Source organism: Desulfovibrio sp. Huiquan2017, assembly GCF_017351175.1.
In the GTDB taxonomy this organism is placed as follows: domain Bacteria; phylum Desulfobacterota; class Desulfovibrionia; order Desulfovibrionales; family Desulfovibrionaceae; genus Pseudodesulfovibrio.
Window position 1 is genome coordinate 60,661 of the sequence record NZ_JAFMPN010000020.1, and the last position, 26,656, is coordinate 87,316.

General features: G+C 59.2%; 24 protein-coding genes and 3 tRNA genes. 8 read left to right on the forward strand and 19 right to left on the reverse strand.

Translation table 11 applies throughout. The features are described 5' to 3' along the window. Positions 1–227 precede the first annotated feature (227 nt). From wecB to J0909_RS16385, 3 genes are read left to right on the forward strand one after another with little or no spacing between them, the layout of a single operon-like run. Positions 228–1,382, forward strand: coding sequence for a non-hydrolyzing UDP-N-acetylglucosamine 2-epimerase (gene wecB / locus J0909_RS16375; RefSeq protein WP_207264547.1), 1,155 nt, complete (start codon positions 228–230; stop codon positions 1,380–1,382). Further along, entirely contained in the window at positions 1,373–2,584 is a 1,212-nt protein-coding gene (locus J0909_RS16380; RefSeq protein ID WP_207264549.1) for a glycosyltransferase family 4 protein, read from the forward strand. The genes wecB and J0909_RS16380 overlap by 10 nt, the downstream gene beginning before the upstream one ends. Positions 2,585–2,644: 60 nt before the next feature. Then, positions 2,645–3,607 (forward strand): glycosyltransferase family 2 protein, encoded by a 963-nt coding sequence (locus J0909_RS16385; RefSeq protein ID WP_207264551.1) that lies wholly within the window; start codon positions 2,645–2,647, stop codon positions 3,605–3,607. Between the two features lie 16 nt (positions 3,608–3,623). Here J0909_RS16385 and J0909_RS16390 read toward each other — a convergent pair whose 3' ends face one another. The 9 genes from J0909_RS16390 to J0909_RS16430 form a co-directional block, all read right to left on the reverse strand. Beyond that, positions 3,624–4,568: a glycosyltransferase family 2 protein gene (locus tag J0909_RS16390; RefSeq protein WP_207264552.1), complete on the reverse strand. Its 945-nt coding sequence runs from the start codon at positions 4,566–4,568 to the stop codon at positions 3,624–3,626. A gap of 82 nt (positions 4,569–4,650) precedes the next feature. Continuing rightward, entirely contained in the window at positions 4,651–5,730 is a 1,080-nt protein-coding gene (locus J0909_RS16395) for an FkbM family methyltransferase (protein WP_207264555.1), read from the reverse strand. After that, positions 5,727–6,725 carry a glycosyltransferase family 2 protein gene (locus J0909_RS16400; RefSeq protein ID WP_207264557.1) on the reverse strand — a complete coding sequence of 333 codons (999 nt, stop codon included), beginning with the start codon at positions 6,723–6,725 and terminating at the stop codon, positions 5,727–5,729. The genes J0909_RS16395 and J0909_RS16400 overlap by 4 nt, the downstream gene beginning before the upstream one ends. Before the next feature lie 505 nt (positions 6,726–7,230). Beyond that, positions 7,231–7,314: transfer RNA gene (locus J0909_RS16405), tRNA-Glu, on the reverse strand. Positions 7,315–7,323: 9 nt separating this feature from the next. Continuing rightward, positions 7,324–7,485, reverse strand: coding sequence for a hypothetical protein (locus J0909_RS16410; RefSeq protein WP_207264559.1), 162 nt, complete (start codon positions 7,483–7,485; stop codon positions 7,324–7,326). A gap of 47 nt (positions 7,486–7,532) precedes the next feature. Beyond that, positions 7,533–8,723 carry a hypothetical protein gene (locus J0909_RS16415; protein WP_207264560.1) on the reverse strand — a complete coding sequence of 397 codons (1,191 nt, stop codon included), beginning with the start codon at positions 8,721–8,723 and terminating at the stop codon, positions 7,533–7,535. Positions 8,724–8,764: 41 nt separating this feature from the next. Then, complete coding sequence (locus tag J0909_RS16420; RefSeq protein ID WP_207264561.1) at positions 8,765–9,454, reverse strand: ABC transporter ATP-binding protein; 690 nt, start codon at positions 9,452–9,454, stop codon at positions 8,765–8,767. Between the two features lie 34 nt (positions 9,455–9,488). Further along, positions 9,489–10,721, reverse strand: coding sequence for an ABC transporter permease (locus J0909_RS16425; RefSeq protein ID WP_207264562.1), 1,233 nt, complete (start codon positions 10,719–10,721; stop codon positions 9,489–9,491). 1 nt (position 10,722) lies between these two features. Continuing rightward, positions 10,723–11,874 carry an ABC transporter permease gene (locus J0909_RS16430; RefSeq protein ID WP_353616790.1) on the reverse strand — a complete coding sequence of 384 codons (1,152 nt, stop codon included), beginning with the start codon at positions 11,872–11,874 and terminating at the stop codon, positions 10,723–10,725. Between J0909_RS16430 and J0909_RS18460 the strand changes: the two genes are divergently transcribed. Next, a complete protein-coding gene (locus tag J0909_RS18460; protein ID WP_286182102.1) occupies positions 11,810–11,962 on the forward strand; it encodes a hypothetical protein in 153 nt (50 codons plus the stop codon). The genes J0909_RS16430 and J0909_RS18460 overlap by 65 nt on opposite strands. Before the next feature lie 68 nt (positions 11,963–12,030). On the opposite strand, the gene J0909_RS16435 is transcribed toward J0909_RS18460, so the two are convergent. Both J0909_RS16435 and J0909_RS16440 read right to left on the reverse strand, forming a co-directional pair. Next, a complete protein-coding gene (locus J0909_RS16435) occupies positions 12,031–12,783 on the reverse strand; it encodes an outer membrane lipoprotein-sorting protein (RefSeq protein ID WP_207264564.1) in 753 nt (250 codons plus the stop codon). Further along, entirely contained in the window at positions 12,773–17,278 is a 4,506-nt protein-coding gene (locus tag J0909_RS16440; protein WP_207264565.1) for an acyl-CoA dehydratase activase-related protein, read from the reverse strand. Before J0909_RS16440 ends, J0909_RS16435 begins: the two co-directional genes overlap by 11 nt. A 701-nt stretch (positions 17,279–17,979) precedes the next feature. On the opposite strand from J0909_RS16440, the gene J0909_RS18465 reads away from it, so the two are divergent. Next, positions 17,980–18,402, forward strand: a complete 423-nt coding sequence (locus tag J0909_RS18465) for a tyrosine-type recombinase/integrase (RefSeq protein WP_353616789.1) — start codon at positions 17,980–17,982, stop codon at positions 18,400–18,402. Then, positions 18,403–18,585 carry a hypothetical protein gene (locus J0909_RS18470; protein WP_286182093.1) on the forward strand — a complete coding sequence of 61 codons (183 nt, stop codon included), beginning with the start codon at positions 18,403–18,405 and terminating at the stop codon, positions 18,583–18,585. It begins immediately after the preceding gene. Between the two features lie 52 nt (positions 18,586–18,637). Here J0909_RS18470 and J0909_RS16450 read toward each other — a convergent pair. From J0909_RS16450 to J0909_RS16485, 8 genes are all read right to left on the reverse strand, one after another. Then, positions 18,638–18,715: transfer RNA gene (locus tag J0909_RS16450), tRNA-Glu, on the reverse strand. 7 nt (positions 18,716–18,722) lie between these two features. Then, positions 18,723–18,797 (reverse strand) — tRNA-Gln (locus tag J0909_RS16455). Between the two features lie 59 nt (positions 18,798–18,856). Next, positions 18,857–19,207, reverse strand: a complete 351-nt coding sequence (locus tag J0909_RS16460; RefSeq protein ID WP_207264566.1) for an Atg14 domain-containing protein — start codon at positions 19,205–19,207, stop codon at positions 18,857–18,859. Between the two features lie 38 nt (positions 19,208–19,245). Continuing rightward, positions 19,246–19,731 (reverse strand): DciA family protein, encoded by a 486-nt coding sequence (locus J0909_RS16465; RefSeq protein WP_286182094.1) that lies wholly within the window; start codon positions 19,729–19,731, stop codon positions 19,246–19,248. A 2-nt stretch (positions 19,732–19,733) separates the two neighbouring features. Then, the gene (locus tag J0909_RS16470; RefSeq protein WP_207264570.1) at positions 19,734–20,156 is read right to left on the reverse strand and encodes a PEGA domain-containing protein; all 423 of its coding nucleotides are present in this window, start codon (positions 20,154–20,156) and stop codon (positions 19,734–19,736) included. A gap of 8 nt (positions 20,157–20,164) precedes the next feature. After that, on the reverse strand, positions 20,165–21,052 hold the full coding sequence (locus J0909_RS16475; protein ID WP_207264572.1) for a universal stress protein: 888 nt from the start codon (positions 21,050–21,052) through the stop codon (positions 20,165–20,167). A 257-nt stretch (positions 21,053–21,309) separates the two neighbouring features. Then, a complete protein-coding gene (locus tag J0909_RS16480) occupies positions 21,310–22,122 on the reverse strand; it encodes a PEGA domain-containing protein (protein ID WP_207264573.1) in 813 nt (270 codons plus the stop codon). A gap of 147 nt (positions 22,123–22,269) precedes the next feature. Then, the gene (locus J0909_RS16485) at positions 22,270–23,814 is read right to left on the reverse strand and encodes a hypothetical protein (protein WP_207264575.1); all 1,545 of its coding nucleotides are present in this window, start codon (positions 23,812–23,814) and stop codon (positions 22,270–22,272) included. 152 nt (positions 23,815–23,966) lie between these two features. On the opposite strand from J0909_RS16485, the gene J0909_RS16490 reads away from it, so the two are divergent. Further along, positions 23,967–24,878 carry an ArsR/SmtB family transcription factor gene (locus J0909_RS16490; RefSeq protein ID WP_207264576.1) on the forward strand — a complete coding sequence of 304 codons (912 nt, stop codon included), beginning with the start codon at positions 23,967–23,969 and terminating at the stop codon, positions 24,876–24,878. Positions 24,879–24,901: 23 nt separating this feature from the next. After that, entirely contained in the window at positions 24,902–26,332 is a 1,431-nt protein-coding gene (gene ahcY, locus J0909_RS16495; RefSeq protein ID WP_207264578.1) for an adenosylhomocysteinase, read from the forward strand. Positions 26,333–26,656 lie beyond the last annotated feature (324 nt).

The following is a 26,656-nucleotide window of genomic DNA, read 5'->3' on the forward strand; positions in this document are numbered from 1 at the left end:
GGTTTATCTGTATTTATTCAAGTGAGTTCGACTCAGTAGATGAAACCCCGCAGGTCAATCACCACTGTTTTTTCGTTGGGTAGCCGAACACGCGCCGGGGGGGACATTGACCGCGATCGTCCCCAATGAATACAAGGAAATTTCGTTTGCGAATTTCTTTTTTTATGAAAAGACGAGTTGATGGAAACGGCCCGGTTGAGAATGAAAAAACGGTCTGAGGGCGACGAGTGAAACGATCCGTATTGGTTTTTGTGGGGACACGGCCGGAGGCCGTGAAGATGGCTCCGGTGGTATTTGCCCTGCGCGAGCGGGGGGAGCGGTTCAGGACATTGCTCGTCTCCACGGGGCAGCATCGGGAGATGCTCACGCAGACCCTTGGCGATTTCGGGCTGGCCCCGGATATAGACCTCGACCTGATGGTTCGGAATCAGAGCCTGGCACAGCTTTCCTCCAATCTCTTTCGGGCGGTCGATGAGGTCTTGGAACGGGAGCGTCCGGCCATGGTCCTCGTCCAGGGCGACACCACGACCGTCATGGTCGTCTCCCTGTGCGCGTTTTATCGCGGAATCCCGTGCGGACATGTCGAGGCCGGGCTGCGCAGCCACAACATGCATGCGCCCTTTCCCGAAGAGTTGAACCGGTGCATTGCCGGGTTGACCGCGTCATTGCACTTCGCGCCCACGCAACGGGCCGTCGACACCCTGTCTGCCGAGGGCGTCCCGGCGGAGAGCATCCATCTGACGGGCAATACCGGAATCGACGCGCTTCTCTGGACTGCGGCGCGGCTTCGCTCCGCCCCGCCAGAGCTTTCCGAGGACGTCCGCACCGTTTTGGACAGCGGCCGTCGTTTTGTGCTCGTCACCGGGCACAGGCGCGAGAATTTCGGGCAGGGATTTCAATCCATCTGCCGCGCCCTGCGGGAGTTGGCCGCTAAGTATCCGGACGTGTTTTTTCTCTATCCCGTGCATCTCAATCCGAACGTGCGCGAGGTCGTGTATGCGGAACTCGCCGATTGCGTGAACATTGTGCTCACCAAGCCGCTGGCCTACCGGCAGTTCGTTTTCGTTATGCAGGCCGCCCACTGCCTGCTCACCGACTCCGGCGGCGTCCAGGAGGAGGCCCCTTCGCTCGGAAAGCCGGTCCTGGTCATGCGCGAGGTCACAGAGCGTCCCGAGGGCGTGGACGCGGGTTGCAGCCGCCTGGTGGGAACGGATACGGACGATATCATTGCCGGTGTCAGCGAATTGCTGGATAACGTCAACGGGAGTTACGAACGCATGGGCGGGACGCAGAACCCCTATGGGGACGGGCTGGCCGCCGGGCGTATCGCTGCGGTCGTGAACGGCTGTCTGGGTGACGGGGAGGATGCCCCGTGCGCATAGGCATCGTTTCCACGTGGTTCGAACGCGGGGCGGCCTATGTCTCCCGCCAGTATAGAGACCTCCTGCGCAGGCAAGACAACGAGGTCTTCATCTACGCCCGGGGCGGCGAGCGCTATGCCATTGGCGACCCCGAATGGGACACGCCGGATGTGACCTGGGGGGCGGCGGCGCCCGTGAAGGTGGTCACCCCCATCCACAAGCGGGAATTTTTGCGTTGGATTGCCGACAATCGCCTGGACACCGTACTCTTCAATGAACAGTGGTGGCTGCCCCCGGTGGTGTGGGCGCGTGAGGCCGGTTGCAAGACCATCGGCTATGTCGACTATTACACCGAAAGGACCGTGGAGCGGTTTGCCGCCTACGACGGCCTGATCTGCAACACCAGACGGCACCACAGCGTGTTTTCCTGGCACCCCTCCTGCCTCTATCTTCCCTGGGGAACGGACGTTTCGCTGTTTCGCCCGCTCGAGGACGGCGTCCGGAGCGAAAAAGGGCCGGTGTTCTTTCTTTCGGCGGGACTCAATCCCGCCCGCAAAGGGGCCGATCTCGCCCTTCGCGCTTTTGCCCGTCTTACCGGCGAGGCCTTCTTCGTGCTCCATATCCAAAGCGGGGCGTTCGACACGATTCCGGATGTGCGCTCTCTTGCGGATGAGCTGGTGCAGCAGGGCAGGTTAAAGATTTACGATCAGGAGGTCCCCGCGCCGGGGCTTTATCATCTGGGCGATGTCTACGTGTACCCGTCGCGCCTGGACGGCATAGGCCTGACGCAGGCCGAAGCGCTGGCCTGCGGTCTGCCCCTGATCGTTCCGGACAACCCGCCCATGAACGAATTCATTACCCCGGAATCCGGTCTTGCCGTGCCGGTGGATAGGCTCTGGGCCAGGTGGGATGGCTATTACTGGCCCCAGTGTTTGGCCAGCGTCGATGGACTGCAAGTGGCCATGCAGGCGTTTGTCGACGATTTCGCCTCCCTTGCCCAACGCCAGAGGCAGGCCCGCGCCTACGCTGAAGAGCACCTGGATTGGTACAAGAACGGCGCGGGGCTCAATGATTGGCTCGCTTCCCTCAAAAGCCATGAAATCCCGGCTGGGATGTTGCGGGACATCCGCAGGGAGGAGCGAAAAGCGCCTGCTTCGAATTGCGCCCTCCTGAAGCGGTCCACCACATTGTCCCGCCTGCTCAAGCTGAAACGGAACAAGTAGCCGCCGCGGCCCAGGCTAGGATTCCACACCAATCACAGGAAACAAGCGGTACCTTTCAGCATGACCGATACGAAGAAGACACACGGAACGGATGCCCAGGCCCTGGACGGAAACCGTCCTTCCATCGACATTGTCTACTTCACGTTCAACCGGATCGCCTACACACGCCAGACGCTTCCTGCGCTGATAGAAAACGCGCAGGTGCCGTTTGCGCTGACCATCATCGACAACGGGTCCACGGACGGGACCATAGAATATCTGCATGAGATGCGGGCGGCATATCCGGACACGATTCGGGATATCGTACTCAACACGGAGAATAAGGGCCTTGCCGGGCCTACCAACGACTTCTGGATGGGGTCGTCCGCCGAGTTTGTCGGCAAGGTGGACAACGATACCCTGGTCCCAGCGGGCTGGCTGCGGCGAATGCTTGAAGCGCACAAGAAATCCGACAAGCTGGGCGTGATCGGCGGATACCATTTCAATCTGGGATACGTGGACCAGGACGCTCTCGAACGCCGCTCCGTCCGGGAGAACGGGGTCCGGCTGGTCCCGGATGCCTTCATCGGCGGTTGCTGCTATCTGATGCGCAGGAGTGTGCAGGTGCGCCACGGCTTCATGGGCGTAACCCCGGGGCGGAAGACCTCGGGTTGGACCGAATACCAGAAGGGGCTGGTCAAGAAGGGCTATGTGAACGGCTACCTCTTTCCGCTGCTGCTCGTCGAGCACTTCGACGACCCGTTGAGCAAGTACAATTTGGCCTTTACCGATCACCTGGAAACGTCACGGATATCCATGGGCGAAAAGGGCATCCCGGACCGTGAAGAGCAGCTCCACTGGTACGCGCAGGATGCGAAGAGGGTCGAGGCCGGGACTTCCCTGCGGGAGCTGGGCCTTCCGGTCCTGCTGGATGCCTCCGTGGATCTGACGGCTTCCCTGGCCTGGAAGTACGCTACCCTGCGGCTGAAAATAAAGAAGGATCTCAGAACGCTGCGTTCGTTCTTCCGCAAGCGACGTAAGTGATGCTCGGGGAAGGGCGTCAGATCCGAGCTGTGTGGACGCTCTGGCCGAAAAGCAGGATCCTTTTCTTCGAGTCGCTCCAAGCCACGCCCGCCAGCGGGATACCGAAAACGGTCAGGTTGGTCTTTCGGTAGGACGTCATGTACTTTTTGCGCTTCTCCACGATTTTGATCAAGCCGAGAATATTCATCTTGACTGTGGTGATGATCTTGTCGGGCGTTCCCGGGGCCATTTCCGAAAAGAATTCCCTGAAAAGTTCTTGATGATTGAGCCAGACCCGTAAGTTGGTCGTGTTCTCCGTGAACCGGTCGCCGTTGTCGTAGGCCGCGATCAGGTGCCCGTCGTCCGCGTGCTGGCGGTAGAAGAAGAGATGTCGGTCGATCCTGTGAAATTTCCTGTCGTTCTCCGTGAAATGCAGCCAGAAGTCATAGTCTTCCAGGGCGTGCAGGCGTTCGTCGTAGCCACCGATGCGTTCCCAGTCCGCTTTTCGGTAGAAGGCGGAGACGTGCACGCAGTTGCCGGCCAGCATCCGTTCCTTCGAATACTCGGGCAGCTCCCATTCCCAGGACTCCCCGTCCCGGAACCGTTTGCATCGGGCGTAGACCACGGCGACCGCAGGGTCCTCCCTGAACACGTCCATAGCCAGTTTGCAGTACTCGGGGTCGATGAGATCGTCCGCGTCCAGCGGCAGGATAAATTCGCCCCTGGCCCGTTCGATGGCGAAATTCCTGGCGTGGGACGGCCCTTGGTTGGTTTTGAGCGCGTGGACCTTCATGTTGTCATGTCCCTGCGCCAGAGTTTCCAGGGCGGCCACGGAGTCGTCCGTGGAGCAATCGTCGACACAGATGAGCTCGATGTTGCCGTAGGTTTGGTCGAGCACGGATTGAACCGATTCGGCGAGGTGTTTCTCCGCGTTGTACACGGGCATGACGACGCTGACGAGCGACTTGTCGGCTGTGTTCATGTGAGTGTCCTTGATCCCCTGGAGACTTGTTCAGGACGCGCATGCGCCCGTGTCGTACTTCTGGCCCGTCGCCCGATTCGTATTAGTCCCTGGGCACGGCATAGAGCACGGTGTCCCCGAAAAAGTAGGTGTAGTGGCGCAGGTAGAATTTGTAGTCTACCCGCATTTCGTTCAATATCGCCGGAATTCGGACCATGTCGTCGGCCAGGTGGTAAATGGAAATGGCCAGCCTGGGCGAGAATCGCTCAATGGTCTCCCGGCAGCCGAGCAGGGCGTTCTGTTCGGCCCCCTCGATGTCCATCTTGATGAAATCCACGCGGTCCAGGCCGTTGTTTTGGACAAAGGCGTCCAGGGTGATGGTCTCGATGTGTTGGGTGGCCTCGGCGTCGCCATCCTCCAGGGCCGTCAACCGGCTTCCGCTTTCGGATATTTCGGCTCCCCCCGTTTCATTCCAGAGCCCGAACGGGGCGACCTCGACATTGGCCCAATCGGATGCTTTGCAACGCTGCTCGATGCTCGCCCGGCTGGCGTCCATGGGCTCGAAGACATAAATTTTCCCATTGACCCCCGTCCGCTGACGGAAGATCTGGGCCGTGTCGCCACATTCCCCGCCGCCGTCGATAACCACGTCGCCCTCGCGCACGCACGCGCCGCATTCCGGGAGATGGTACTGCCCCAGCGCCAGCAGCGTCAGGTTGAAGACGGGCAGCCCGGTGGCCGCGGCCTTGTCCTTGTTCTCCTCGCGCACGCGCATGAACTTCTCCCTGGTAACCGGGGCCGGAAAGACCGAGTCGGCCAGGCCTTGGAGGTAGGGTGCGGCGTACCGATGCCGGACGTACCAATCGAAGGTCCTGCGGGACTCCTCGTCTTCGAGCAGGGCGTAGGTGCGGTCAAATCCCTCGGGATCGGCGACGATCCGTTCATGGGTCGCCATCAGCATGGAGTGGGCCCAGAGGTGCGGCAGAAGCTCATCCTGGATGGTCTGGATATACTCCCGGCTCTGCACGCCGTAGCCGCGTTTCTTCAGCCAGCGGTTCGCCAACCGCGCGAAGTAGTTCTGCAGCCTATCCGGGGGCCGCAGACCGGCGTTCTCCCAATCGAATTGGAGACAGGTCCTGGACGCGGAAGCAATCAGTTCTCGGGTGTGTGAGGGGGATGTCATGATGTTTTTTGGGTCATCCGGGTATAGACGTTGATGAAAGGGGCCCGCAACAGACGCAGCAGGTTCTTGGGCCGGAGCAGAATTTTCAAGCTTACACGCGGAGAAATCCTGGCCACAGCAGTCAGATAAACGAAATAGTCCCGCCAGTTGTGTCGTGACTTGATCAACTCCCGTGCAGGCCGTCGCGCTTGGTCGTAGAGGTATCCGTCGAACCATTGCTTCCAAAAGGCGACCGGGACCTTGGACAGCGGATTGGAGCGCATGGTCCGGGGCGCTTCCACGGCCTTGAGGTTGTCCATCATCTGTTTCACGGTCAGATTGAGGCTGGCATTTCCACCGTGGTTGCGCCACACGGCGCCCCATACGGGAATGGTCCCCAGATCTCCACAGGCCATGAGCCGTAGAAGCGATTCGCTGTCCGCAGACGTGATGTCATAGCGATAGAAATCGAGGGCCAGGGCGGTTTTGCGGTGGTAGACCGTGGTTGGGTGGCAACAGTAGTAGGTTTCGTCGCCGAGTGCCCGGTACGCCTGTTCGGGGGGCAAAATCACGTCCCAGGAAAGGGGGGTGTCGTTTTTCAACAGTTCCCGCCCCGTCCCCGCTTCTTCCAGGCAGCGGCAGGATACCATGACCAGGCCCGGATGCCCGGCCACCAGAGACATCGCCTTTTCAATGAACGTGGGGTCGTGGAAATAGTCGTCTCCATCCAGGTTGACGACCCACTCTCCGTTTGTTCTTTCATATAATGTGGTGCGGTAGTTGGCGACTCTGCCAAGGTTTGTTTCGTTTCTGTAGATCGTCACGTTGGGGAGCGGCGCATACCGATTCAAAATCTCGGCCACCCGGGGGTCCGGGGAAGCGTCATCTGAGACGACGATCTCCAGGGAAGGGTAAGTCTGGGCAAGGGCGCTTTCAATGGCCGCTTCCAGATACTGCTTCTGATTGTAAGTGGGGATCATTACGCTGACAAGCGGGGAGCGTGTATCGTTGTTCATGTTGTTTTTCTGTATTTGGAAAGAGGGCGTCTCGCGAATTTCTGAATCGGGGCTACTATCACCATTCGAATGATATCCTATTCCCGAAAAAGTCGTCACAATCCGGGAGCCCGAAACCTACCACCGCACATGGTCGGATACTTCCGATCAAGACGCATTGATTACCGGCAATTACCCGCTCGAACTGTGCCCCTAGGCTATTTTAAATTTTATAGGTCTTCCGGAATGGCGTCAAGGACGGTTGTTTCGCCATTGCTAGTCAGTTCGCGGCCCTTCCGCCGTCTTTTCTGGGGGGGGGGCGACTTATGCGGGAGTGAGCTAAACCCTCTCCATACGCGCTATTCAAAATGAGCGCATAAGTGGCTCCGTAAAGTGTGTTGTAAGTCTGTGCCATAGGGGCCCTGGCCGATGCGCCCGGAAGCTGATCCCAGAAAAAATGACATTTTTGGGGGATACATGAAAAGAAAAAGGCCTTACGCAATTTGCGTAAGGCCTTGTATTTCCTTGGCGTCCCCAAGGGGATTTGAACCCCTGTTAACGGCGTGAAAGGCCGTAAACAATCAACCGGAAGGTCGCTTACCTATGTTATTTCAATGGGTTAAAATGCCATATTCACCACAAAAATCATAGTTTCCGCTGAAAATGACACTTGGGTGACACGTGGATTGGCATAATTTTCTGTTTTGAGGTGATAGGCTGCATGGTTTTCATCGGGACTATCAAGTGCCGCAATCAAGTGATGCCGGGTTCCAGGGCTCATGATGTCTTACTGCGCTGAGATGCTCTTGGGATGAAAGGAGGGTTCAATCAGAAATAATACTTCAAGCTGAATCCACCGTAGTTGTTGATAGAGCCGAACTCGCTTCTGGGTTCCGGAGTAAAGGAGACCGTCCCGTCGCGTAGGCCCGGCCCGGTGTTAATCCCTACAAAAACCTGCAATTGGGTGTTGTCGCTCAACGAAATGTCCAGTTCCGGGCGGATCAGTGCAGATTGGTCCTTGAGATTCCAAATACCCAGGACCTGCACTGTGACCAGGGGGTGGATTTCATAGGAAGGGCGGACGAGAAGGTATTGCTGCCCAGCCAGCGAGGTCATCCCCTCCTGCATGGAGGCGGAGGACAAGGCGTCGGCATACCTGTCTGGAGAACCCGCCCCCGCACCGTTGTAGAGATATTCGGCGAGCAGTTCCAGGCCGTTGTCAAAGCGATACCAGGCCTCGACCCCGGCAATGGGGAAGGAGTCGTACAGGTCGCCGGGTTCCTCGGCCCGTTTCCGTCCCCGGTACTGGACGAACTCGGCCTTCAGCCCCACTCCGTGGACGTCCCCCGCAATGCCCGTCCCGGCCATGTCGCGGCTGCGCAGACGACCGGCGATGCCGAGCATATCCACTCCAGCCACGTTGTACGAGCCGGTGGCCAGGTACGAGTTGTTAGCGTCGCCGTCCCCCATCACAAAGGTTCCGCCCACTTGTCCGCCCAGCCCGAAGTAGTGCGTCGCACGAACCGCATCGACGCCGGAACGAGTATCCGTGTCCAGGGCGTCCGGCGAAAAGGGCTGCACCACATCCAGGGGGGAGACGAGGGCCATCCGACCGAATCCCACCGCCTGGCGCCCCAGGGATAATTCGTTGTCTTCGCCATGTAGAGAAAACATGAGCCGGTCCACTTCGGCTGCATCCTCCTGGTGTCGGCCGTTCTTCAGTGTGGCATCCATGTCCAGGCGACGGTTGGCGTTCAGGGTGCGGTAGCGAGAAATCTTCTGGTCGATGGCGGAATCCGAGAGCATCAACTCGTTCTTGATGGCGACTTCGTAGTCGAAGGATTCGTCGGGAGCACTTTTAAGATAGGCCCGTTGCTCGTTGTACGAATAGAATCCGGCTCCTGAATTCATCGCCGAAGGCTGGATGCTGACGTTGGTGGATTTGAGAAAACCGCCGACGGAGACGTCGCTCCAATCCCAGGCCCACGCCGAAGAGGGCATGGTCAGCATCCATCCCATGAAGAGAAGGACCCGCCATGACCATCCCGACCGCAACCGGATCACCTGTGGGCCTCCGTGTCGCTGAACAGTATGCCGTCCTTCAGTTCGACCACCCGCCGAGCATATTCTATGACCAGGGGGTCGTGTGAACTGAAGACGAACGTGGTCTTCCTGGTCTCATTGAGCTTGACCATGATCTCAAGGAGATTCCGGCTGGTCTTGGTATCGAGGTTGGCGGTTGGTTCATCCGCAATGATCAGCGCCGGGGACGCGGCCATTGCCCGGATAATGGCCACCCGCTGCTGTTGTCCACCCGAGAGATCGTTGGGCCTTCGGTGCAGAAGGTGCTCCATGTGCAGCTCGGCGAAGAGTTCGCGCACCTTGTTGCGACGCTTCTTTTCGGGGACCCCTTGTAGCAACAGGATGAACTCGGCGTTCTCCTCGGCCGTCAAAACGGGAATGAGGTTGTAGGCCTGAAAAATGAAGCCGATGGAATACAGCCGGAAGTCGGCTAGCTCGTTGTCCGGCATCTTCTCGAGCGGTTTGCCGTGCACCGCAACCGAACCGCTTGAAGGGCGATCAAGCCCCCCCATGAGGTTCAGCGCCGTGGTCTTCCCGCTGCCGGAAGGTCCAGACAGAACCGTGAATTCCCCCTGTCGAATGGTCAGGTCGAGATCCGTCAAAGCGGCCGTTTTCAGGCTGCCTTTGACATATATCTTTGATGTTCGCCTACATTCTATCAGTGCCATACAAACCTCAATCCAGAGTCGAAGTTCACATCAATCAGTTGTGGCGCAATGCGGCCACGGGGGTTACCCGCGAGGCCTTGAACGCCGGGTACAGTGACGCGATCAGACAGAGAACGACCATGAAAACAGAGACCCGGGCCATCCAGGGGACATCCCATCTCGCATACAGCAGGGCTGAAAAAATAACTCCGCCGAACTCCAGGTTCGCGGGAATGAAATAGCGCAGGTCGAATCCGTAAATAGTAAGATACCAGGTGGCCAGGGAAGCCAATGCGGAACCGGCCAGAGCGGCCGCCGCACCAAGCACCAGAGCCTCGGCGAGGATCATGCGCCGGATCAGAGACCCGGACGCGCCGAGGCCCCGGATCATCCCGAACTCTTTCAGCCGTTCCATGACCGACATGAGCAGTGTGTTGGTCACGCCGAAGGTCACGATCAACAGCAGAATCGTGGACAGGACGATACCCCCGGCGTAGTCCCACCGTATGGCACTGTACAGGTTGGGCATGGTGGTCTCCCAGGCTGCGGCCGTCAGTTCCGGGTGCTGGGCCAGCGTGTCGTCCACCAGCGGCATGACGGTCCCTTGCGAATCGGCCTCATCGAGAACTAGGGACAGCTCGTTTACCTGTCCCGGCGTTCCCGACATCCCGGTTGCGGCAGCCCTGGAAACCATGACAAGCGACTGATCCACATCTCTGATGCCGGAACGGATGATGCCTCGGACCTTGAACCGCTCGCTGACCATCTCCCCATTTTGGGACTGAACCGTGACGATCAGGGGACGGCCGATACCGATCTTTAATTCCTTGACGAGTCGTTCACCCACAAGGGCGCTTCGTTCTTTCCAGCCGTCGGCAAAAACCTCCGTCGGGATGTCTTTCAAGAAAGGATTGCTCGCCGCCTCCACGCCAATGTCGGTACCCACCAGGCTGATTCTGCGGCTGCCCCAGCCGGTCTGCGCCAATCCCGTCATGTGAAGCCGCGGTATGACCGTCTTCACCCCGGGGAGCGCGGCAATGCGAGCCGTCAAATCTCCCGGTTCAAAGACAAGACCGGGCGCACGCTGCTCCAGGTAGCCCTTCCGCATGACGGCGATATGCCCCGTCCCGGAGCGCACGCCGCATTCAACCATGTAGGAATACACGCCGGTGGTGAAGTTGTGGTAGACCTGCACCAGCGCCAGACTCAGGCTTATGCCGAGAAAGGTGATCAGGGTGCGCAGCCTGTTGCGGCAGAGGTTCCGTATCGCCAGCTTGAAGGACAGCATCCTACTCTCCCCGAATTACTTCGACCGGCGTCAGTTTCGCCGCCTTGTTCGCGGGGACGAATCCGGCCACGGGACAGACTATGAGCAGGCATAGGGCTGCCAGGATCTGGCCTGCCGGATGGATTACGGCATGGATTCTGGGCATGATGGTTCCGCCTCCATAGGTTATGGGGGCGACCGAGCCCGAGAGATCTATGCCCACGCCGGACAGGAACCAATTGAACAAGAAACCCAGGATGATGCCGAAGGCCACGGCGACGCAGCCCATGAAGAGGCTTTCCAGAAGGACCATGACCCGGATGTTCCAGGGGCGCACTCCGAGGGCCATGATGACGCCGAACTCCCTGGAGCGCTCCATGACCGACATGTAAAAGGTGTTGAACACGCAGAGCGCGGCCGTCAGATACATGATGGCCATGATGATCCCGTTGGTCACGTGGCTGATGACGATGGCGTCCCTGATCTCCGGCAGGAAAGAACGCCAGTCCATTGCCTCCAGGCCGTTGGGCAGGCGCTCGGCGATCAACCCCCTGGAGTGCGAAACGTCCAGCGGGTGCCTGACGCTTACGGCCAGTTCGTGGATTTCGCCCGGCAACACCAGCAGACCTTGAAGCCATTTGAGATCAACCAGCACGAGCGCGTTGTCGTTTCGGGTGTTGCCGGTAGCGAAGACCCCTTTGATTTCAAGAAGATCGTTCCCGATGGAGCCGTCCGCGGCCTGGGTCACGAAGACAAGGCTGTCTCCGGGGGCCGCGCCCAGGCTATCGGCCAAGCCTTTGCCGATCAACGCGCCGTTGGCTGACCCGTCGAAGCCGTTCCCGGCCACAAGGTGGGCCTGGAGCGAGGTCACGGCCGCCTCTTTGTCCGGCCGGATTCCCAACACCTCCACCGAGGAGGTTTGCCTTTCATGGGAAAGTAGTCCGAAACAGCGCAGCCGGGGGGAGACGCCCCGTACTTCGGGCAAGCGCTTCAGTCCTTCCACATCAACGGTCGATTCCCCGAAGTGGGTATAAAAATCCCCGGCGTCCTTGTAACCCTTACCGGAAATCACGATATGCCCATGGTATTGATCGGTGGCGGATGTGAGCATGTCACTCATCTTGCCCGCCGACACCCCCATGGCCACCATGAGCATGGAACTGGCCATGATCATGGTGGAAACAGTGAGCAGTGACCTGCGTTTGTTGCGCGCGATGTTCCGAACGGCCATTTGCGCCAGCAAGTGGAATGTGACGCGGTAGGAGTTTGTGTGCGAAGTCGCGGAAGGCCGTGCGAAGTGACTGGACATGTCGTCGGGGAACTCTGCCGGTTACCGTTTTTTCAGGTTGCGCAGAGAGAAGAAGCTTTCTTTCAGCGGTATGTCGAAGTCTATGGAGTCGTAGTGGAGCACGGTCTTTTCACCGGGCTTGTCTTCGGGGAGCACGATCATATCCATGGGCAGAGTGTGCCCATCCACCTGTCTGACGTCGTCGAATCCGATGGTCCTGACCTTGTCGCCCAGATCGTCGAAGTATTCGATTTCCAGCGGGACGTCGTCCGGCTTTCGTATGGTGTAGATGATTTTTCCCCAGATCACGGCCGCATCGGCCTTGGGAGTGCACAGCACTTTCCTGTAGTCGTCGGTTTCCTCCATGAGGGTCAGATCGTAATCCAGGTCCACGTGGTTGGCCTTGACCAGGTCGTCGTTGGAAATGTGGCTGCCCATCCAGGACGCCCCCAGCATGGAGGGCGGTATCTTGATGACCCTGTCCACCCGGGACAGGTAGTTCCAGACCTCCCGGTCCGACTTGAGGGTGGCCACCCCCTTTTCCTTGGCCGGAGCCGAGATCCGGGTCAGACTGTACTTTCTGCCGAGGGACCAGCCTTCCATGGAGATGGTCCGGGACCATTGCTCGGTGACGATGTGCATGGTCGCCAGCACATGGGAGGAGTCGCCGTTGTATTGCTGCTCGACATTCCGCACGAGGGCCTGAAGGTCGGCAGCCGACGCGGTGGGCGTCGGCAGCATGGCGCAGAGACAGATCGCCACCATGCAATAGGTCAAAATCAAATTATTTTTCATAGGTACTCAGTACTTCGAACGCAAACCGGTCAAGAATATCCGGGTTTATGGGCTCTCCGCTGATGGAAATGGTAAGCGTGTGCCCACCGGTCTTTTCCTGCATGAATAAGAGTTGTGATTCAACTATCTTGTTCGGCATGCATTCATGGGGGCCTACGGCTACGACACCGTCGATTTCGCCCAGGCGGAAGCTTTCTGCCGGGGAACCCAGACTCAGCACAGCCTCGCCGATGAGTTCCGGGCTGAGATAGGGAACGGCGGCCTTGATGACCTTGTCCACGGCATGCGGTTTGTGCCATCCGAGTTTCCGTCCTACGGCCCGGTAGAGACGGTTGATGATGTAGGTCTTGATGGTTTTTGAAATTCGCGCGCCGGAGCGGCTGTCTCCCGGAAGCACCCGGTCTTCGGCAAAGCGTTGCAGCTCGTTGTCCGTACAGTAGGCGAGCCACTCGTTGAACGGGGCCAGTATACACCGAAGGCCTCGGCTCTCAAGTTCATCAATGACGTGGCCGTTGGCACAGGAATCGAGACGCATGTATATTTCACCGACGACCGCTATGGTCGGAATGGCGGCGTTTGCATCCTTGATCGTGGCGAATTCATCGGCAGCGGCGCGCAGCAGCGTCTCAAGACCGAAGACATCCCTGAACAGTCCCCATGCTGCCTTGCCCGACGTTGCCGGAATCGTATTTTCCAACAGGGCCAGCATCCGGGCATAGTATTGGTCGTATATACGTTGGGCCTCTCCGGGGACGGTTTCCACGGGGCGCACGTCATGCAGCGCCCTGAGCAGTACGTCCGTGGCCGTGAAGCACGCCATGGCCCGCAGCTGAAAATCCAGGGGAACCCCGGCGAAATAGTTTTCGTCGGACGGCGAAACGATGCGTATGCGGCTTTGAAGACCGGACCCGTCGAGGATCATCCGCTGCAACAGGTTGTACACGCCGAAACGACAGGGGCCGTTGGCCGAAGGCATGAGGTAGGCAAAGCGCTGCCCCGGGGATTGTCGGATACGCTCCAGTACGCTGCCGAGCGTCACGGTCATGGGGGCGCACTCCTTGCCGGACGTGTGCTGCTGTCCCAGACGGAACGATTCCTTGGAGGATGGGGGCAGGGCCTCGGCGCGAACGCCGTAGGCCCGCAGCAATGCGGCGATGCCCTCGGCGGCAGAGCCCATGCGGGGCACCAGGAGAATCTCGTTTTCCTCGGCGGCCTCCAGGACGGTCATCGGGTCCGGCCTAAGGTCCGCGATGCTCCGCTGGCGATCCTTCCCGGACTTGGGTTGTCTTCCGTCACCCTCCACACAATAGAGGAACGCTTCCAGCCTCGTTTTGGTCCCGGCATCTCCGGTGTGCCCGTCTGTTTCGATGATGGCGAATGGCTTGTGCCCCATCAAATATTCGAAAAAATGGAGTGAAAAGCTGTCCGGGCCGCAGGAGTAATTGGTGCAGTAGACCGCATATTGCCCCTGAGTCCGCGCTATCTGGTAGGCGGCCCGAAGAATGAGTTGCGACGACCCCCAGTATATCTCGGGGAAGCAGGGGATGGAGTCGGAAACGGGGTAGCAGTCGACGGGGATGGACAATGCTCCCTGTTCTCGGAGCAGCGACGGCACGTTGGAGTTCAGCCGGTCGTTATGGATGGTATAGTTCCGTCCGACCACCACCACGGCGGGCAGATCCTTTTCCCGAGCGAACGCCAGGGCCCTTTGTCCCATCTCCCTGCAGCGATCGTCAAATTCCCGCTGCATCCGGCAGCCTGCTGCATACGCCGTCTCCCACTTCGCCTCCATCCCAAGCTCCCGGGCAATGCGTCGAACACTTGCCCGGAATCTGCCGGAATCCAGATTGTCCGGCCCGAAGTCTATTCGCGAAATGAGCAACTGCGGCCCCCCACTCTGCCGCAAAGCGGTCCGCACAAGGTCCGGGCTCGCTTGCATGATGGGGCAGGTCACCGAGTGCAATTCGTCCTTCTGGCGGGGCAACTCTCGAACGCGCGGCAGGAAGAGATAGTCCGGGGCGGCCTCTTCCAACAGCTCTCTCACCACCCCCATGTACAGCGTCATGGGAGCGCAGAACGGCACGCTGGCCCCTTCTATCCCGCGCTTCAACGTGCTGCTCCGCCCGCTGGAAACCACCTTGGGATTCAACCCAAGCCCGGCAAAAAAGGACAGGAAAAAGGGAAGCTGTCCCTTGATCGCGAATTCTTCGACCAGGGCGATGGTTTTCCCCGCACCGGCAGCCGTCTTTTTTTCATACTCCCGAATCAGTTCCCGCCGTTCACGGAACGGGTCCGGGGCATTGTCCGGCAGCCCGCCGCCATGAGTGCCGGAGCTGTACATGGAGCACCCACCGCCCCATAAAAATCGTTTCTTTTCACCCCCGACCAGCGTCTGTATGCGGTCGATCCGGCATTTGTTCCCGGCCCCGCCGCACCCTTTGTTCGAGGTGCAGACAAACGTGTCCTTGGCGAGGACCCGGGCATCGAGAAAAGCCCTGAGATCAAGATTGTTTTCACTCGGCAGATCCCGCTGGGCAATCAGTGCGATGCCGAGGGCCCCCATGGTCCCGGGATTGGGCGGGACTACCACGTCACGCCCTGTCTGTCGGGCAATGGCGGCGGCCAAGGCGTCGGAATTGAACGGCATTCCCTGACAGAAAATGCATTCACCCACCGATCGGCTGCCCTTGACTCGATTCAGATAGTTCTGGGCGATGGAATCGTATAACCCGGCTATGATGACCTGCTGTGGGACTTTTTCGGCCACGGCGTCAGCAATGACTTCGGCCATGAACACCGAGCAGTGCTGACCAAGGGAAACGCCGTATTCCGCCTGCAGGGCCACATCGTTCATCTGAACGACATCCGCTATCCCCTCGAAACAGCGCCCCTGTTCGGCCAGGAATGACCCGGTTCCGGCACTGCACGCCTCATTCATGGCCGCATCAATGATGTTGCCGTTTTCCAGTCGAGAATATTTGGCATCCTGGCCGCCGATTTCGAAAATGGTATCAACCCTTGGGTCGTAGTAGAGCGCGCCCTCTGCATGGGCGGCGATCTCGTTCAGGACCAGTACGGGGTTCACGCCGAAACAGGTTCGTAACAAGGAACCGACGATTTCCCGGCCCGAGCCGGTGACACCTATGCCGCAGACCGTATGTTTTCCGCCTGTGTCTCCAAGGTATCGTTCAACCAGCCGCTGTGCGGCATCCACTGGATCGCCCTTCGTATCCAGGTAGGTTTCCCATACCGGCACACGGGACACGGCATCGATCCCCACGGCCTTTGAACCGGTGGAGCCGATATCGAAGCCCAAAACAACCCGGAAAATCCCGTCGGGAAAGGCCGTCTCCGGCAGCGGAAGTCTGTGAACCAGAGGGAGCCCATCTCGAAGGGGAGGGGTCGTGTCAAAGGTGCGTTTGCGAATATTTTCAGCCACCAGCGAAGGAGTCTCCACAAGGCTGCCTCGCTCCATGGCGATCAGGGCTGCGCCCATCGCTTCCAGGTACCGCGCAGAATCTTCGGGCGTTTCCAGGAGTTCCATTCCCCTGGACAGCAGGAATCGCCTAAAATGGCTGTGTACCCGCGGGGCCAGAGACACTCCCCCGGTGAGCATGACGCGGGAAGGGGACAGACCCGGTTTGACCAGAGCCTGCACGTTTTCGCAAACAGCATCATACAGGCCGGCGACAATAGCTTCGCGGTCCTCGCCCTTGTTGGCGAGGTGCGTCATGTCGGTCTTCAGGATAACCGGACAACGTCCGGACAGGGGCAGGGCGACAGCGACCTCGCGGCAAAGTTCGCTGGCTTCTTTCACCGTCAGGCCGAAACGCCCGACCAACTGGCTTAGGAAACTGCCGGTTCCCTGGGAACAGCGGGAATTCTCGCGGAGGATGTCCTTTCCGTTCTCATGGAGTTCCAGGACGGAAAAGCCCTGGCTTCCCAGCGAAACAATAGTGCCGGGCATGAGTTCGGGATGCACATGGCGAACGCCTCGGGCCAGTGCCGCTTTAGTCGGTATGCGCAGACAGTTCAGGCTTCGGCTCAATCGGCCGGTGGCGGCTATGGGACAGTCGGCACTCCATTCGAGTTCGTCCAGCAGACGGGGAAGCAGCTCGAGAGGCTGATTTCGGTGATTGACACATCGACGGGAGAGAATGTGTATCCCGCTGTCGTCTTTGAGAATGACAACAAGCTTGATATATTCCGAACCAATATCGATACCCCAGGCTTTTCCTGGTTTGATGTCATTCATACAAAACTCGATGGGGATATTAACCTGGCCTTCGCCTTGTGGTGGGATCAAAAAGGAGAATGGATATTTTTCTATAGATATAAAGTCATAATTGCCAGAATGTGATTGTTTCGTAACATCATTGATTATAAAAACAAACCTTATTCTTTGCAACCTTTCAATGCCGTGCGGAACGAGGCGGTTTGAGCGTCCTGAAATGTCCTGATTTGTCTCTGTCCTCCCCCTTTTCAGCTTCCGCATCTCCGTGCTTCACACTGCAACGTGGATTTGGAAACAGTGTGCAACCACCATAATTTACTTGTTGAATCTCGCGGTTGCGCCCCAAGATTCCCCGTTACGGTTGAGAGATAATGGGTGGTGCCGAGCTGCCGGATTTTCATTCATTTCATGAAGTCCTGTGTGGGGAGACGTGTCTATTTCGCCTTTTGGGGTCTAACTCTCTCCTTCGGGATCTGAGGTGTTTTGGGATGGGATGTATGAGCAATGATCAGGGCATATCCCTTGAGCCGGAGTCGAAACCGCCATCCATCTCGCCGTCGCCTGCGTAGATGACGACGCAAGCGAAGCCGTCGGGGCAAGGCCGGCCGGCAAAGACGGACGCCCCAAGGGCCTGGCCTTGCCCCTGCTGCTGCTTGCATTATGCTCGCGGAAAAATCGGCGGGAGGAGCAAAAACCGCCCCGCCGGAGCTTGCACGAAGGTTCTGCGGCGTCGTATGGTGGGGCATATCCGCCGGATAAATCGGTCACCAGAAGGAGGTAAAACGCACCCAAGGCGCGTTCATAAGTTTTGACGGCAGTCTAAACTGATGAACGCTTAAGTAGGCATTAACATGCCGTAAGACCTAACACTTCGCTGCCGTTCATTTCCAAACGGCACGCTTTCACATCCAAACGCCAGGCTGAAGCACAGCAATCTGGATCGGGACAATCCCTTTCAGCATGTGGACAGGTTTCCCGAGGATCGCCATCCGCGATACGTCCTGCCGTTGGACGACTTCCGCAAGACGGTGGGCTTGGCCGGGCCTCGTCGTTGGCAACGGCTGTTGCCGGCCTTCCATACCGCGCCGCGCAGGAGCGAGCTTTGGAAACTCAAGTGGAGCGAGGTCGACTTCGGTTCCGGGCTTGTCGGCTACTGGACAAGGAAGCGGCGAAGCGGAAGCGCGGAATTCGACGAGCTCCCCATGTCCGCAGGGCTTCGCGCCAAACTGGCCGAATGGAAGCTGGTGTCTGGCTCCGAGGACCTGGTCTTCGGCAGCCGGTTCAACGGCCTTCTGGACCCGAACAATCGGTGGCTGAAGCGGTTGTGCGCCGAAGCCGGGGTGAAGCCGTTCGGCTTTCACGGCATCCGTCATCTGGCTGCTTGAGTGGCCATCGACAACGGTGCGACCATCATGGAAGTGAAGCACCTGCTCAGGCACAAGTCCATCGCCACGACCCAGCGCTACATCCTCCGGACGAAGAAGACCACCGGGGCCGTGGATGCCCTGGACGCGGCCTTGGCCGATGCGGTCAGAGGCCGAGCCCGGGAAAATGACACTTGCGGGTGACACGTGGAAAGGAAAAGGCCTTACGCGGTGTGCGTAAGGCCTTGTATTTCCTTGGCGTCCCCAAGGGGATTTGAACCCCTGTTAACGGCGTGAAAGGCCGTCGTCCTGGACCAGGCTAGACGATGGGGACAGTAAGTTGGCTGGGCTGCAAGGACTCGAACCTTGATTAACGGAGCCAGAACCCGTCGTCCTGCCAATTGAACGACAGCCCAGCAGCGAGAAGATGATTTAAGGGGTGAGCCTCTTTATGTCAACTTCTTTTTTGCGGAATTTACACGGCGCGGGCGAGCCGGCGGGTGCGCTTCTTCAGTTTGGTGATCTGACGGCGCAGACGATCACGCTGGGCGCGGACTTCGGTCTCGGCCTTCTGGGCGCGCAGGGCGCGGATCTGCCGCTTGATCTCGTGGATTTGCTTCTTGTAAGGGGAGGTCTGCTCCTCTTCGACAATGCCGAAGACGTCCTTGATTTCCTGGACCAGCACATCCTTTTCCTTGCCGGAAGCGCCGGAGATCATGGGGAGCTTGTCGATGCACAGGGCACGCAACTCCTTGGCGGTCATCTTTTCCAGCGGCTTGGTCAGGCCAAGCTCGTCAAAGGAAATTTCTTTTACTTCTTCGCTCATGGTGTACTCCTTAAAAAAATACCTGAAGCGGAATTTGGTTACGAGTCGTCAAACATACGCTGGTATGCCCGGTAGCACCTGCCAACAGGAGAATCCGGGTCCAACTGCTTATTCAAGCTGCCTAACTTCTCAGGTTTTTTAAGTTTCCTCGGAGGCTTAGGGGCCTCCGGCCGGATCTCTCCGTCCAAAGGAACTCTGCCGTTTAGCAGTTCGAAGACTACTTTGTCAAAGACTTCCTGGCCTAAAAAACCATTGACCTTTTCCAGGATTATGGGCCCGAGGTAATGGGCCTCCTGCATGACGATGGGGTCGCCCGCAGCCAGGACCAGCTTGCCGCCGCGATGCCCCAGGGGGCGGGCCATGGCGGCCATGTCCCCGAGCAGTTCGTCCCATTCCCGCCACAGTTGGACCAGGCGGCGGCCGCCTGTGCGGTCCAGGCCGTCCAGGAAGCGGGGCAGGGCGTCGCTCACGCTCTGCGCCTTGTTCCTGCGTTTGGGCCGGTCCGTGGTGCGTCGATAGGCCATGCTCATATCCCCGAGCCCTTGGGCGTCAGCTTGATGGTCACGATGGACGGCGTGAGCACGTAGGCCTCGCCGCTGCGTTCCTGTTCGTCCACTTCCCGAGCTGTTTCCGAGGCCACACCTTTGGGATCGCCACCTTTGAGAATCCCCGAGATGAGCCCGTCGCGGATAGCGCGGTCCGGTTTGAACTCCCGGCGCACCACGACCTCCTCCTGTTCGTAGCCTTCCTTGACGATGGTCAGGAGATGATCGGCCCGCCGGTCCAGGCGGACCGCGCAGGGTGTGGAGCCGCAGGCCTTCTCACCGTCGGCGTACACGGTCGCACCCACCGGGTTCGTGGATACGGGAATCTTCTGTTTGGGCACGCCGCAGCCGAAGGCGGCGAGCAGGCAGAAGAGGGCGACGGCGGCGGCGATCGTGCGGGCCATATCCGTCCCTAGATGCACGTGCGCGCGCGGTAGTTGACCAGGATGGCCGGGCAGCCCGGCGAGAGCGCTACCTGGATGGTGGTGGACCCCACCGAGGGCTTGGCATGGTCCTCGCTGGAAGAGTACTGGGCCATGATGACCACGTCCGCCTCTTGCCAGCGGGCCTGCTTGAGGATTTCCACGTAAGGCACTCCTTCCCAGCAGTGGAACTCATGGTCGATGCCGTCCAGCGCATGGGCGTAGCGGCACTGCATGCGGTTCACGGCCTTGTCGATGAAGACCTGCATGGACTGCATGTAGTATTCGGGGTTGGGCGTGACCTGCCCGACGTCGAGAACGTGGAAGATGTCCAGGTGCGCGTCGAAAGCGGAGGCCATCTGCACTGCATAGCACAGGGCCGAGTCCGAGGGCGTGGAAAAGTCCGTGGCCATGACGATGCGTTTGATGGTCGGCTCCTCGGGCATGGGGTTGGTCACCACCATGACCGGGCAGAACACGTTGGCGCAGACTTTGTGGATGGTCGTGTCCACCACCCCCCACATGCGGTCGGGCCGGTGCGCGGGCCGGGTGTGGTGGCCCATGACGATCAGGTCCACGGCTTCGGCGTGGATGATTCGGAGCATCTCCTCGTGGGGCACGCCCGAGGTCACCCGGATGGAATGCCTGATGCCCGAGAGGTCGTCCTTGAAGTAGGCCGCGATCCTGGCCTCGGCCGAAGCCAGCAGCCTGTCCCGGTCCGCCGGATCGTCAAAGGCGCACCATGCGTCCTGTTCCATGGGCAGGGTGTGGAACAAAATCACTTCCGCATTGCGTGAACGGGCCAGGTCAAAGGCCGCTTTGGGCGCGGTCAGCTTGTCCATCTGCGGTGTCGCCGCCAACAAAATTTTCTTGAACATGTTCTGCTCCTTGTCCGGCCGGTGGGATCCAGACAGCGCTCCGCCAACCGGCTTGGCGAATGTCCTACATTAGTATCGCAAAAATTCTTCAGCCTCCGCAACCATAATCCAATCTCTCCGGTCTGTGTGAAAAAAGATCGGGAAACGAGTATGTTGGAAGCCGGCCATGCGCATCGGAGGCGCTTGGGCCCGTCCGGAGAAGAAAAGAGCCCCGCGCAAGCGGAGCTCTTGAACGCTTTCGCGGCAGGAACCGAAGGCTATTCGGAAGATTGGCCGTCCGTCTTCCCAGCGCCTTCAAGGAGTTTGATCGCTTCGAGTCCGGCTTCCACGGGATTGACGTGGACGCCGACGCTGGTCTTGGTGCTGGTGGTGGTTTTGGTGAACGAACCGTCGTTGTGCTGCGAAGTGGAGGAGTGGCTGCTGCCCCATTTCTTGTCGGTGCCCACGGTGGGCGCGGCCACGGCGGCGCCTTCGAGCGCGGCCTCGGCCTCCTTGCCCGGGTCCTGGGCCACGGCGTCGCCCAGAGTGGCGGGCTCGGTGGTCGCAATACCGCTCTTCTGTTCCTGCAATCGAGCCTGGTCCTCGGGGGCGAGTTGGTCGCTGGAGATGACGATGGGCGCGTTTCCGTCGGCCTGGGCCATGGGTTGGGCGGGTTGCGCATGGACAGGCTGAAGCCGGACCACCACCGAGGCGGGGGAGAGTACGTAGGCGTCACCGGATTCTTCTTGGACCCCGACGTTCATGAGGGCGTTGGCCACGGCTCCCTCGGTGTTGGCCCCGTTGGAGCTCTGCCACAGGCCGCTTTGGGCGGCGCCGCGGGTCACGCCCGCAGTGTCGTATTTACGCGTGATCTGCACGTCTACCTGGCGATACCCCTCCTTTTGAAGGGTCAGGATGTGCGGTTGGGTTTTTTCCAGGGTGACATTGCACGGCGTGGTACCGACGGCCTGTCCGTCCGCGAGAACCTGCGCCCCGCCGGGGTTGGAGCTGACCGGGATGTTTTGGGTGGCGGCCGAGCAGGCTGACAGAACGAGGCAGGCTAAAAGAATGAGCGGGTACGACGGTTTCATGGGCACTCCTTCCAAGGTTATTTGCTGCCCTATACGCGTGCAGGATTTCTTGTTCAATAAAATAGTTGATACCCTCTGTCCAGACGGACCGCAACAGCGCGGAGGAAACACCCTGATGAAGCCAGGACCTTGACGCGGTTCATGCGATTATTTGAAATGCTCATATAGGGTGAACACGGCCATGAGCACGGGAATCAAAACGCTGCCCAGGATCATGGCCAGGGATTTGAATTCGCAAGGCCATTCGCTGGATTCGGCCAACTCCTTGCGCAGTTGCAGTATGCTGTTGGCAAGCCGTACGTTTTCATATGAAGCGTTTTGATCCGCGGCCTTCAGTGCCTGGTCCAGCTTTTGTCCCAGTCCCCGCAGCTTTTTGTTTTTTTCTTTAACCATGAGTTTGTGCAGGTTGTACTGGGGGACCACGAACATGGCCACGATGACCAGGCTGAACAACCCCGCCACCGACAAAGACAACGTATCGGGCCGGGCGAAGAATAAACAGACGATGACGATGGTGTAGATGACCCCCTGGATGAACGCCGCATGCCAGAGGGCCTTGCCTGCTGCGCATACGCTGCCTGCGGGGCCGAGGATGTTCTCAAATGGTTCCTGCACGTGGATGGCTTCGGTTTTGGCGACCTCCGCGCCGAGGTGCCATGTCAGCCCTGTCATTCCGTAAAGACACCACAATATGGCTCCTGACATGAACATGAGGGGGATCATGCTCATTTTGAAGGTTAACTGCGAGTAACTCCATAGCTCCGGCGGCGTGTGCGTCAAGTATAGGTAACGCAGGGGCGGCACCAACCCCTTGGCCCGTTCTAGGCGCAGGCTGTGCAATTGGTCAGACTTCGCGGCAAGCCCCGACGCACCCGTTTCAAGGGAATCGTCGCCATTTGAAGGCGATGGGGCCAGCGGTTGTTGATTGGAGAATAGTCGGTCCCATCTTGGGTCAACCGCATTTCGCTGTTCCTGGGGATAGAGGCTGAGGTCCTCGTCCTGGGTCGCGGGTGGGGGATGCGGGGCGTAGTTTTCCTGGGGGGTCTGGGTGAGCACGCGGTAAATATCCCGCCGGTTCTCCTCGTTGGACAGCCTGACAACCTTGCCCAACGGAAGTTGAATCCAACCCCAGGTTTGCGAGCCCTTTTCAAGTCCATCCCAAACCTTGCCGACATTGACGGTGATCCGGTCCCGGACTTTGGCGCGGTGGATAATGTTGTTGGATGGGGTTGGGTAGATCTGTTGTCCCAGGATCATGGGATAGAAGATGAGCAGGAAGAAGAAACCTCCAAGGACCATCCATCGATTGGAGAACGCATGCTTTAAGCGGTCTTCGTATTTCTTGGCGTTGGTCGGGTCTGACGTGTCGAATGTTATGCAGATGTTCTCGACGGCTTTTTTCGACTCCCGCGAATAAAAGATGATGAGAATGGCCAGGGTACCGGGAAGCAGGGAGTAGACGATGTTGATGGCGAAACGGCCGGCCTCCTCTCCGCACAGGATCATGGTGGAGACCCGGCTGACGACGAAGAAGACGCTGAGTATCACCCACACGCGGTAGACGTGAACTTCGGAGCCCAGGAAATTGCTGATCCCTTCGGGGAATGTGGTGATGGTCACGGGCTGGCAACGGGCGGTTTGTTCGGGATTCGTTTGTCTGTCTGCATGTTCATGTGCCATGATTTTCCTCATTCTGTTGATCTATAAAAAATATAGATTGAACTATTACTATTTGAATAAATAAGTCAAGGCGGTGGTAAATAAACCGGCTTGACCGGTCGGCCCTTCTTATGTAGGTAAGAGTTGTTCCGTATATCAAGATATCCTGATATAGAGTAAATTAAATGGAAATAATTAAATATTGCAAAGCATTATCGGATGAAACCAGGGCGCGTCTGGTCAATGTCCTGCTGGAATACGAGCTCAATGTGGGTGAAATCGTCCAGGTTATGGAGATGGGACAGTCGCGGATTTCCCGGCATCTCAAGATCCTGTCGGAGTCCGGGCTGGTGCATGTGCGCCGTGAAGGGCTGTGGGCCTTTTACCGGGCCAGCGAGGACGGACCGGGCCGGGCGTTTCTGAATGGCGTGCGCGAACTGATGTCTGGAGAGCCCGAGCTGAAGCGGGACCGCAACCGGGCTGAGAAGGTCATCCTGGAGCGCACGGCGGCCACCCGCCAGTTCTTTGACGACATCGCGCCCGAGTGGGACCGCATGACCGCCGAGGTCCTGGGCGACCTGGATTTGGGCCGCGAGATCCAGACCCGGCTGCCCGCGTGCGAATGCGCCGCCGACATCGGCTGCGGTACCGGCGACATGCTGGCCATTCTGTCCCGTTCGTCCCATTCGGTCATCGGTGTGGACAATTCGCCCAAGATGCTGGAGCTGGCCGAGGAACGGTTCTCCGGCAACGGAAGCATGTCCTTGCGCATCGGCGAGATGACCCATCTGCCCCTGCGCGATTGGGAGGCGGACTGTACGGTCATGTCCCTGGTCCTGCACCATCTGGCCATGCCGCTGGACGCCATCCGTGAGGCGGGCCGGGTACTCAAAATCGGCGGGCGGCTGATCATCGCCGAGTTCGACCAGCATCAGAACGAGCTCATGCGGTCGGAATACGGCGACCGTCGGCTCGGCATTCCCCGCGAAAGCATGTGCAATTGGTTGAAGGAGGCGCGTTTTGATATCCGCTCCATCACGGAATTCAAGGTCAACATGGGCCTCGTCGTGGTTCTGTACGAGGCCGAAAAACGATAATAACCCCATAGTTGGAGGAAATTATGTCTAAAAACGTTATGCCGGTCGATCCCGGTTGCGAGTTCAAGGTGGCCGATCTTTCCCAGGCCGAGTGGGGCCGCATGGAAATGCAGCTCTCCGAGCGCGAGATGCCGGGCCTCATGGCCATCATCGAGCAGTACGGCAAGGAAAAGCCGCTCAAGGGATTCAAGGTCACGGGCTCCCTGCACATGACCATCCAGACCGCCATGCTCATCAAGTGCCTGTACGAGCTGGGCGCGGACATCCGCTGGGCGTCCTGCAACATCTTTTCCACCCAGGACCACGCCGCCGCAGCCATCGCCGAGTCCGGCATGGCCAAGGTCTTCGCCTGGAAGGGGGAGAGCCTTGAGGAATACTGGTGGTGCACCGAGCAGGCCCTGACCTGGCCCGACGGCTCCGGGCCTGACCTCATCGTGGACGACGGCGGCGACGCCACCCTGCTTATCCATCAGGGCGTCAAGGTCGAGGCCGATCCGTCCCTGGCCGACAAAGAGTATGACGTCCAAGAATTCCAGATCATCATGGACCGTCTGGCCGTCTCCGTGAAGGCCAATCCGACCAAGTGGACCGGCATCGCCAAGAAGGTGCGCGGCGTGTCCGAAGAGACGACCACCGGCGTGCATCGCCTTTACGAGATGCAGCGTGCGGGCGAACTCCTGTTTCCGGCCATCAACGTCAACGACTCGGTGACCAAGTCCAAGTTCGACAACCTGTACGGCTGCCGAGAGTCCCTGGCCGACGGCATCAAGCGCGCCACCGACGTCATGGTTGCGGGCAAGGTCGTGGTCGTGGTCGGCTACGGCGACGTGGGCAAGGGCTGCGCCCAGTCCATGCGCGGTTTCGGCGCCCGCGTCCTGATCACCGAGATCGACCCCATTTGCGCCCTCCAGGCCGCCATGGAAGGCTACGAAGTGACCACCATGGACGACGCCGCTTCCCGGGGCGATATCTTCGTCACCTGCACCGGCAACTACCATGTGGTCACCGGCAAGCACATGGAGGCCATGAAGGACGAGGCCATCCTGTGCAACATCGGCCACTTCGACTCCGAGATCGAGATGGTCTATCTGGAAAAGACCCCGGGCTGCACCAAGAAGACCGTCAAGCCCCAGGTGGACAAGTGGACCCTGCTGTCCGGCCGGTCCATCATCATCCTGGCCGAAGGCCGTCTGGTCAACCTCGGCTGCGCCACCGGCCACCCGAGCTTCGTCATGTCCAACTCCTTCACCAACCAGGCGTTGGCCCAGATCGACCTGGCCAAGAACGATTACGAGCCCAAGGTCATGATCCTGCCCAAAAAGCTCGATGAGGAAGTCGCCCGCCTCCACCTGGCTCGTCTCGGCGTCAAGCTCGAAACGCTGACCAAGGCGCAGGCTGATTACATCGGGGTTGACGTCAACGGCCCGTTCAAGCCGGATCATTACCGCTATTAGTCGAAAGACATCGGCGATGGTACATGGGGAGCCCTGACGGGCTCCCTTTTTTAATGCCTTTCGTCCGCCCGGTTTCCGGTGCCGCGCGCCCGCTCCTCTTTCCCCGGTGGCTTTCGTCCCCGCGAGGACGAAAGCGCTGCGGTGAAATCCGCCAGAAAGTGCGCGGCCGACCACTCTCGAAGGCGTGAATCCGTGCGGGCTCGGGGGAGAGCCGCCGTTGATCCGGATTCGCCGACAGAACTGCTCCGGGGGAGGGCGAAGGCGCCGCGGCCGGTGTGGGGGAGGGGCTTTTCTTATGCGGCCCCATGTCAAGGACTCCCGTAT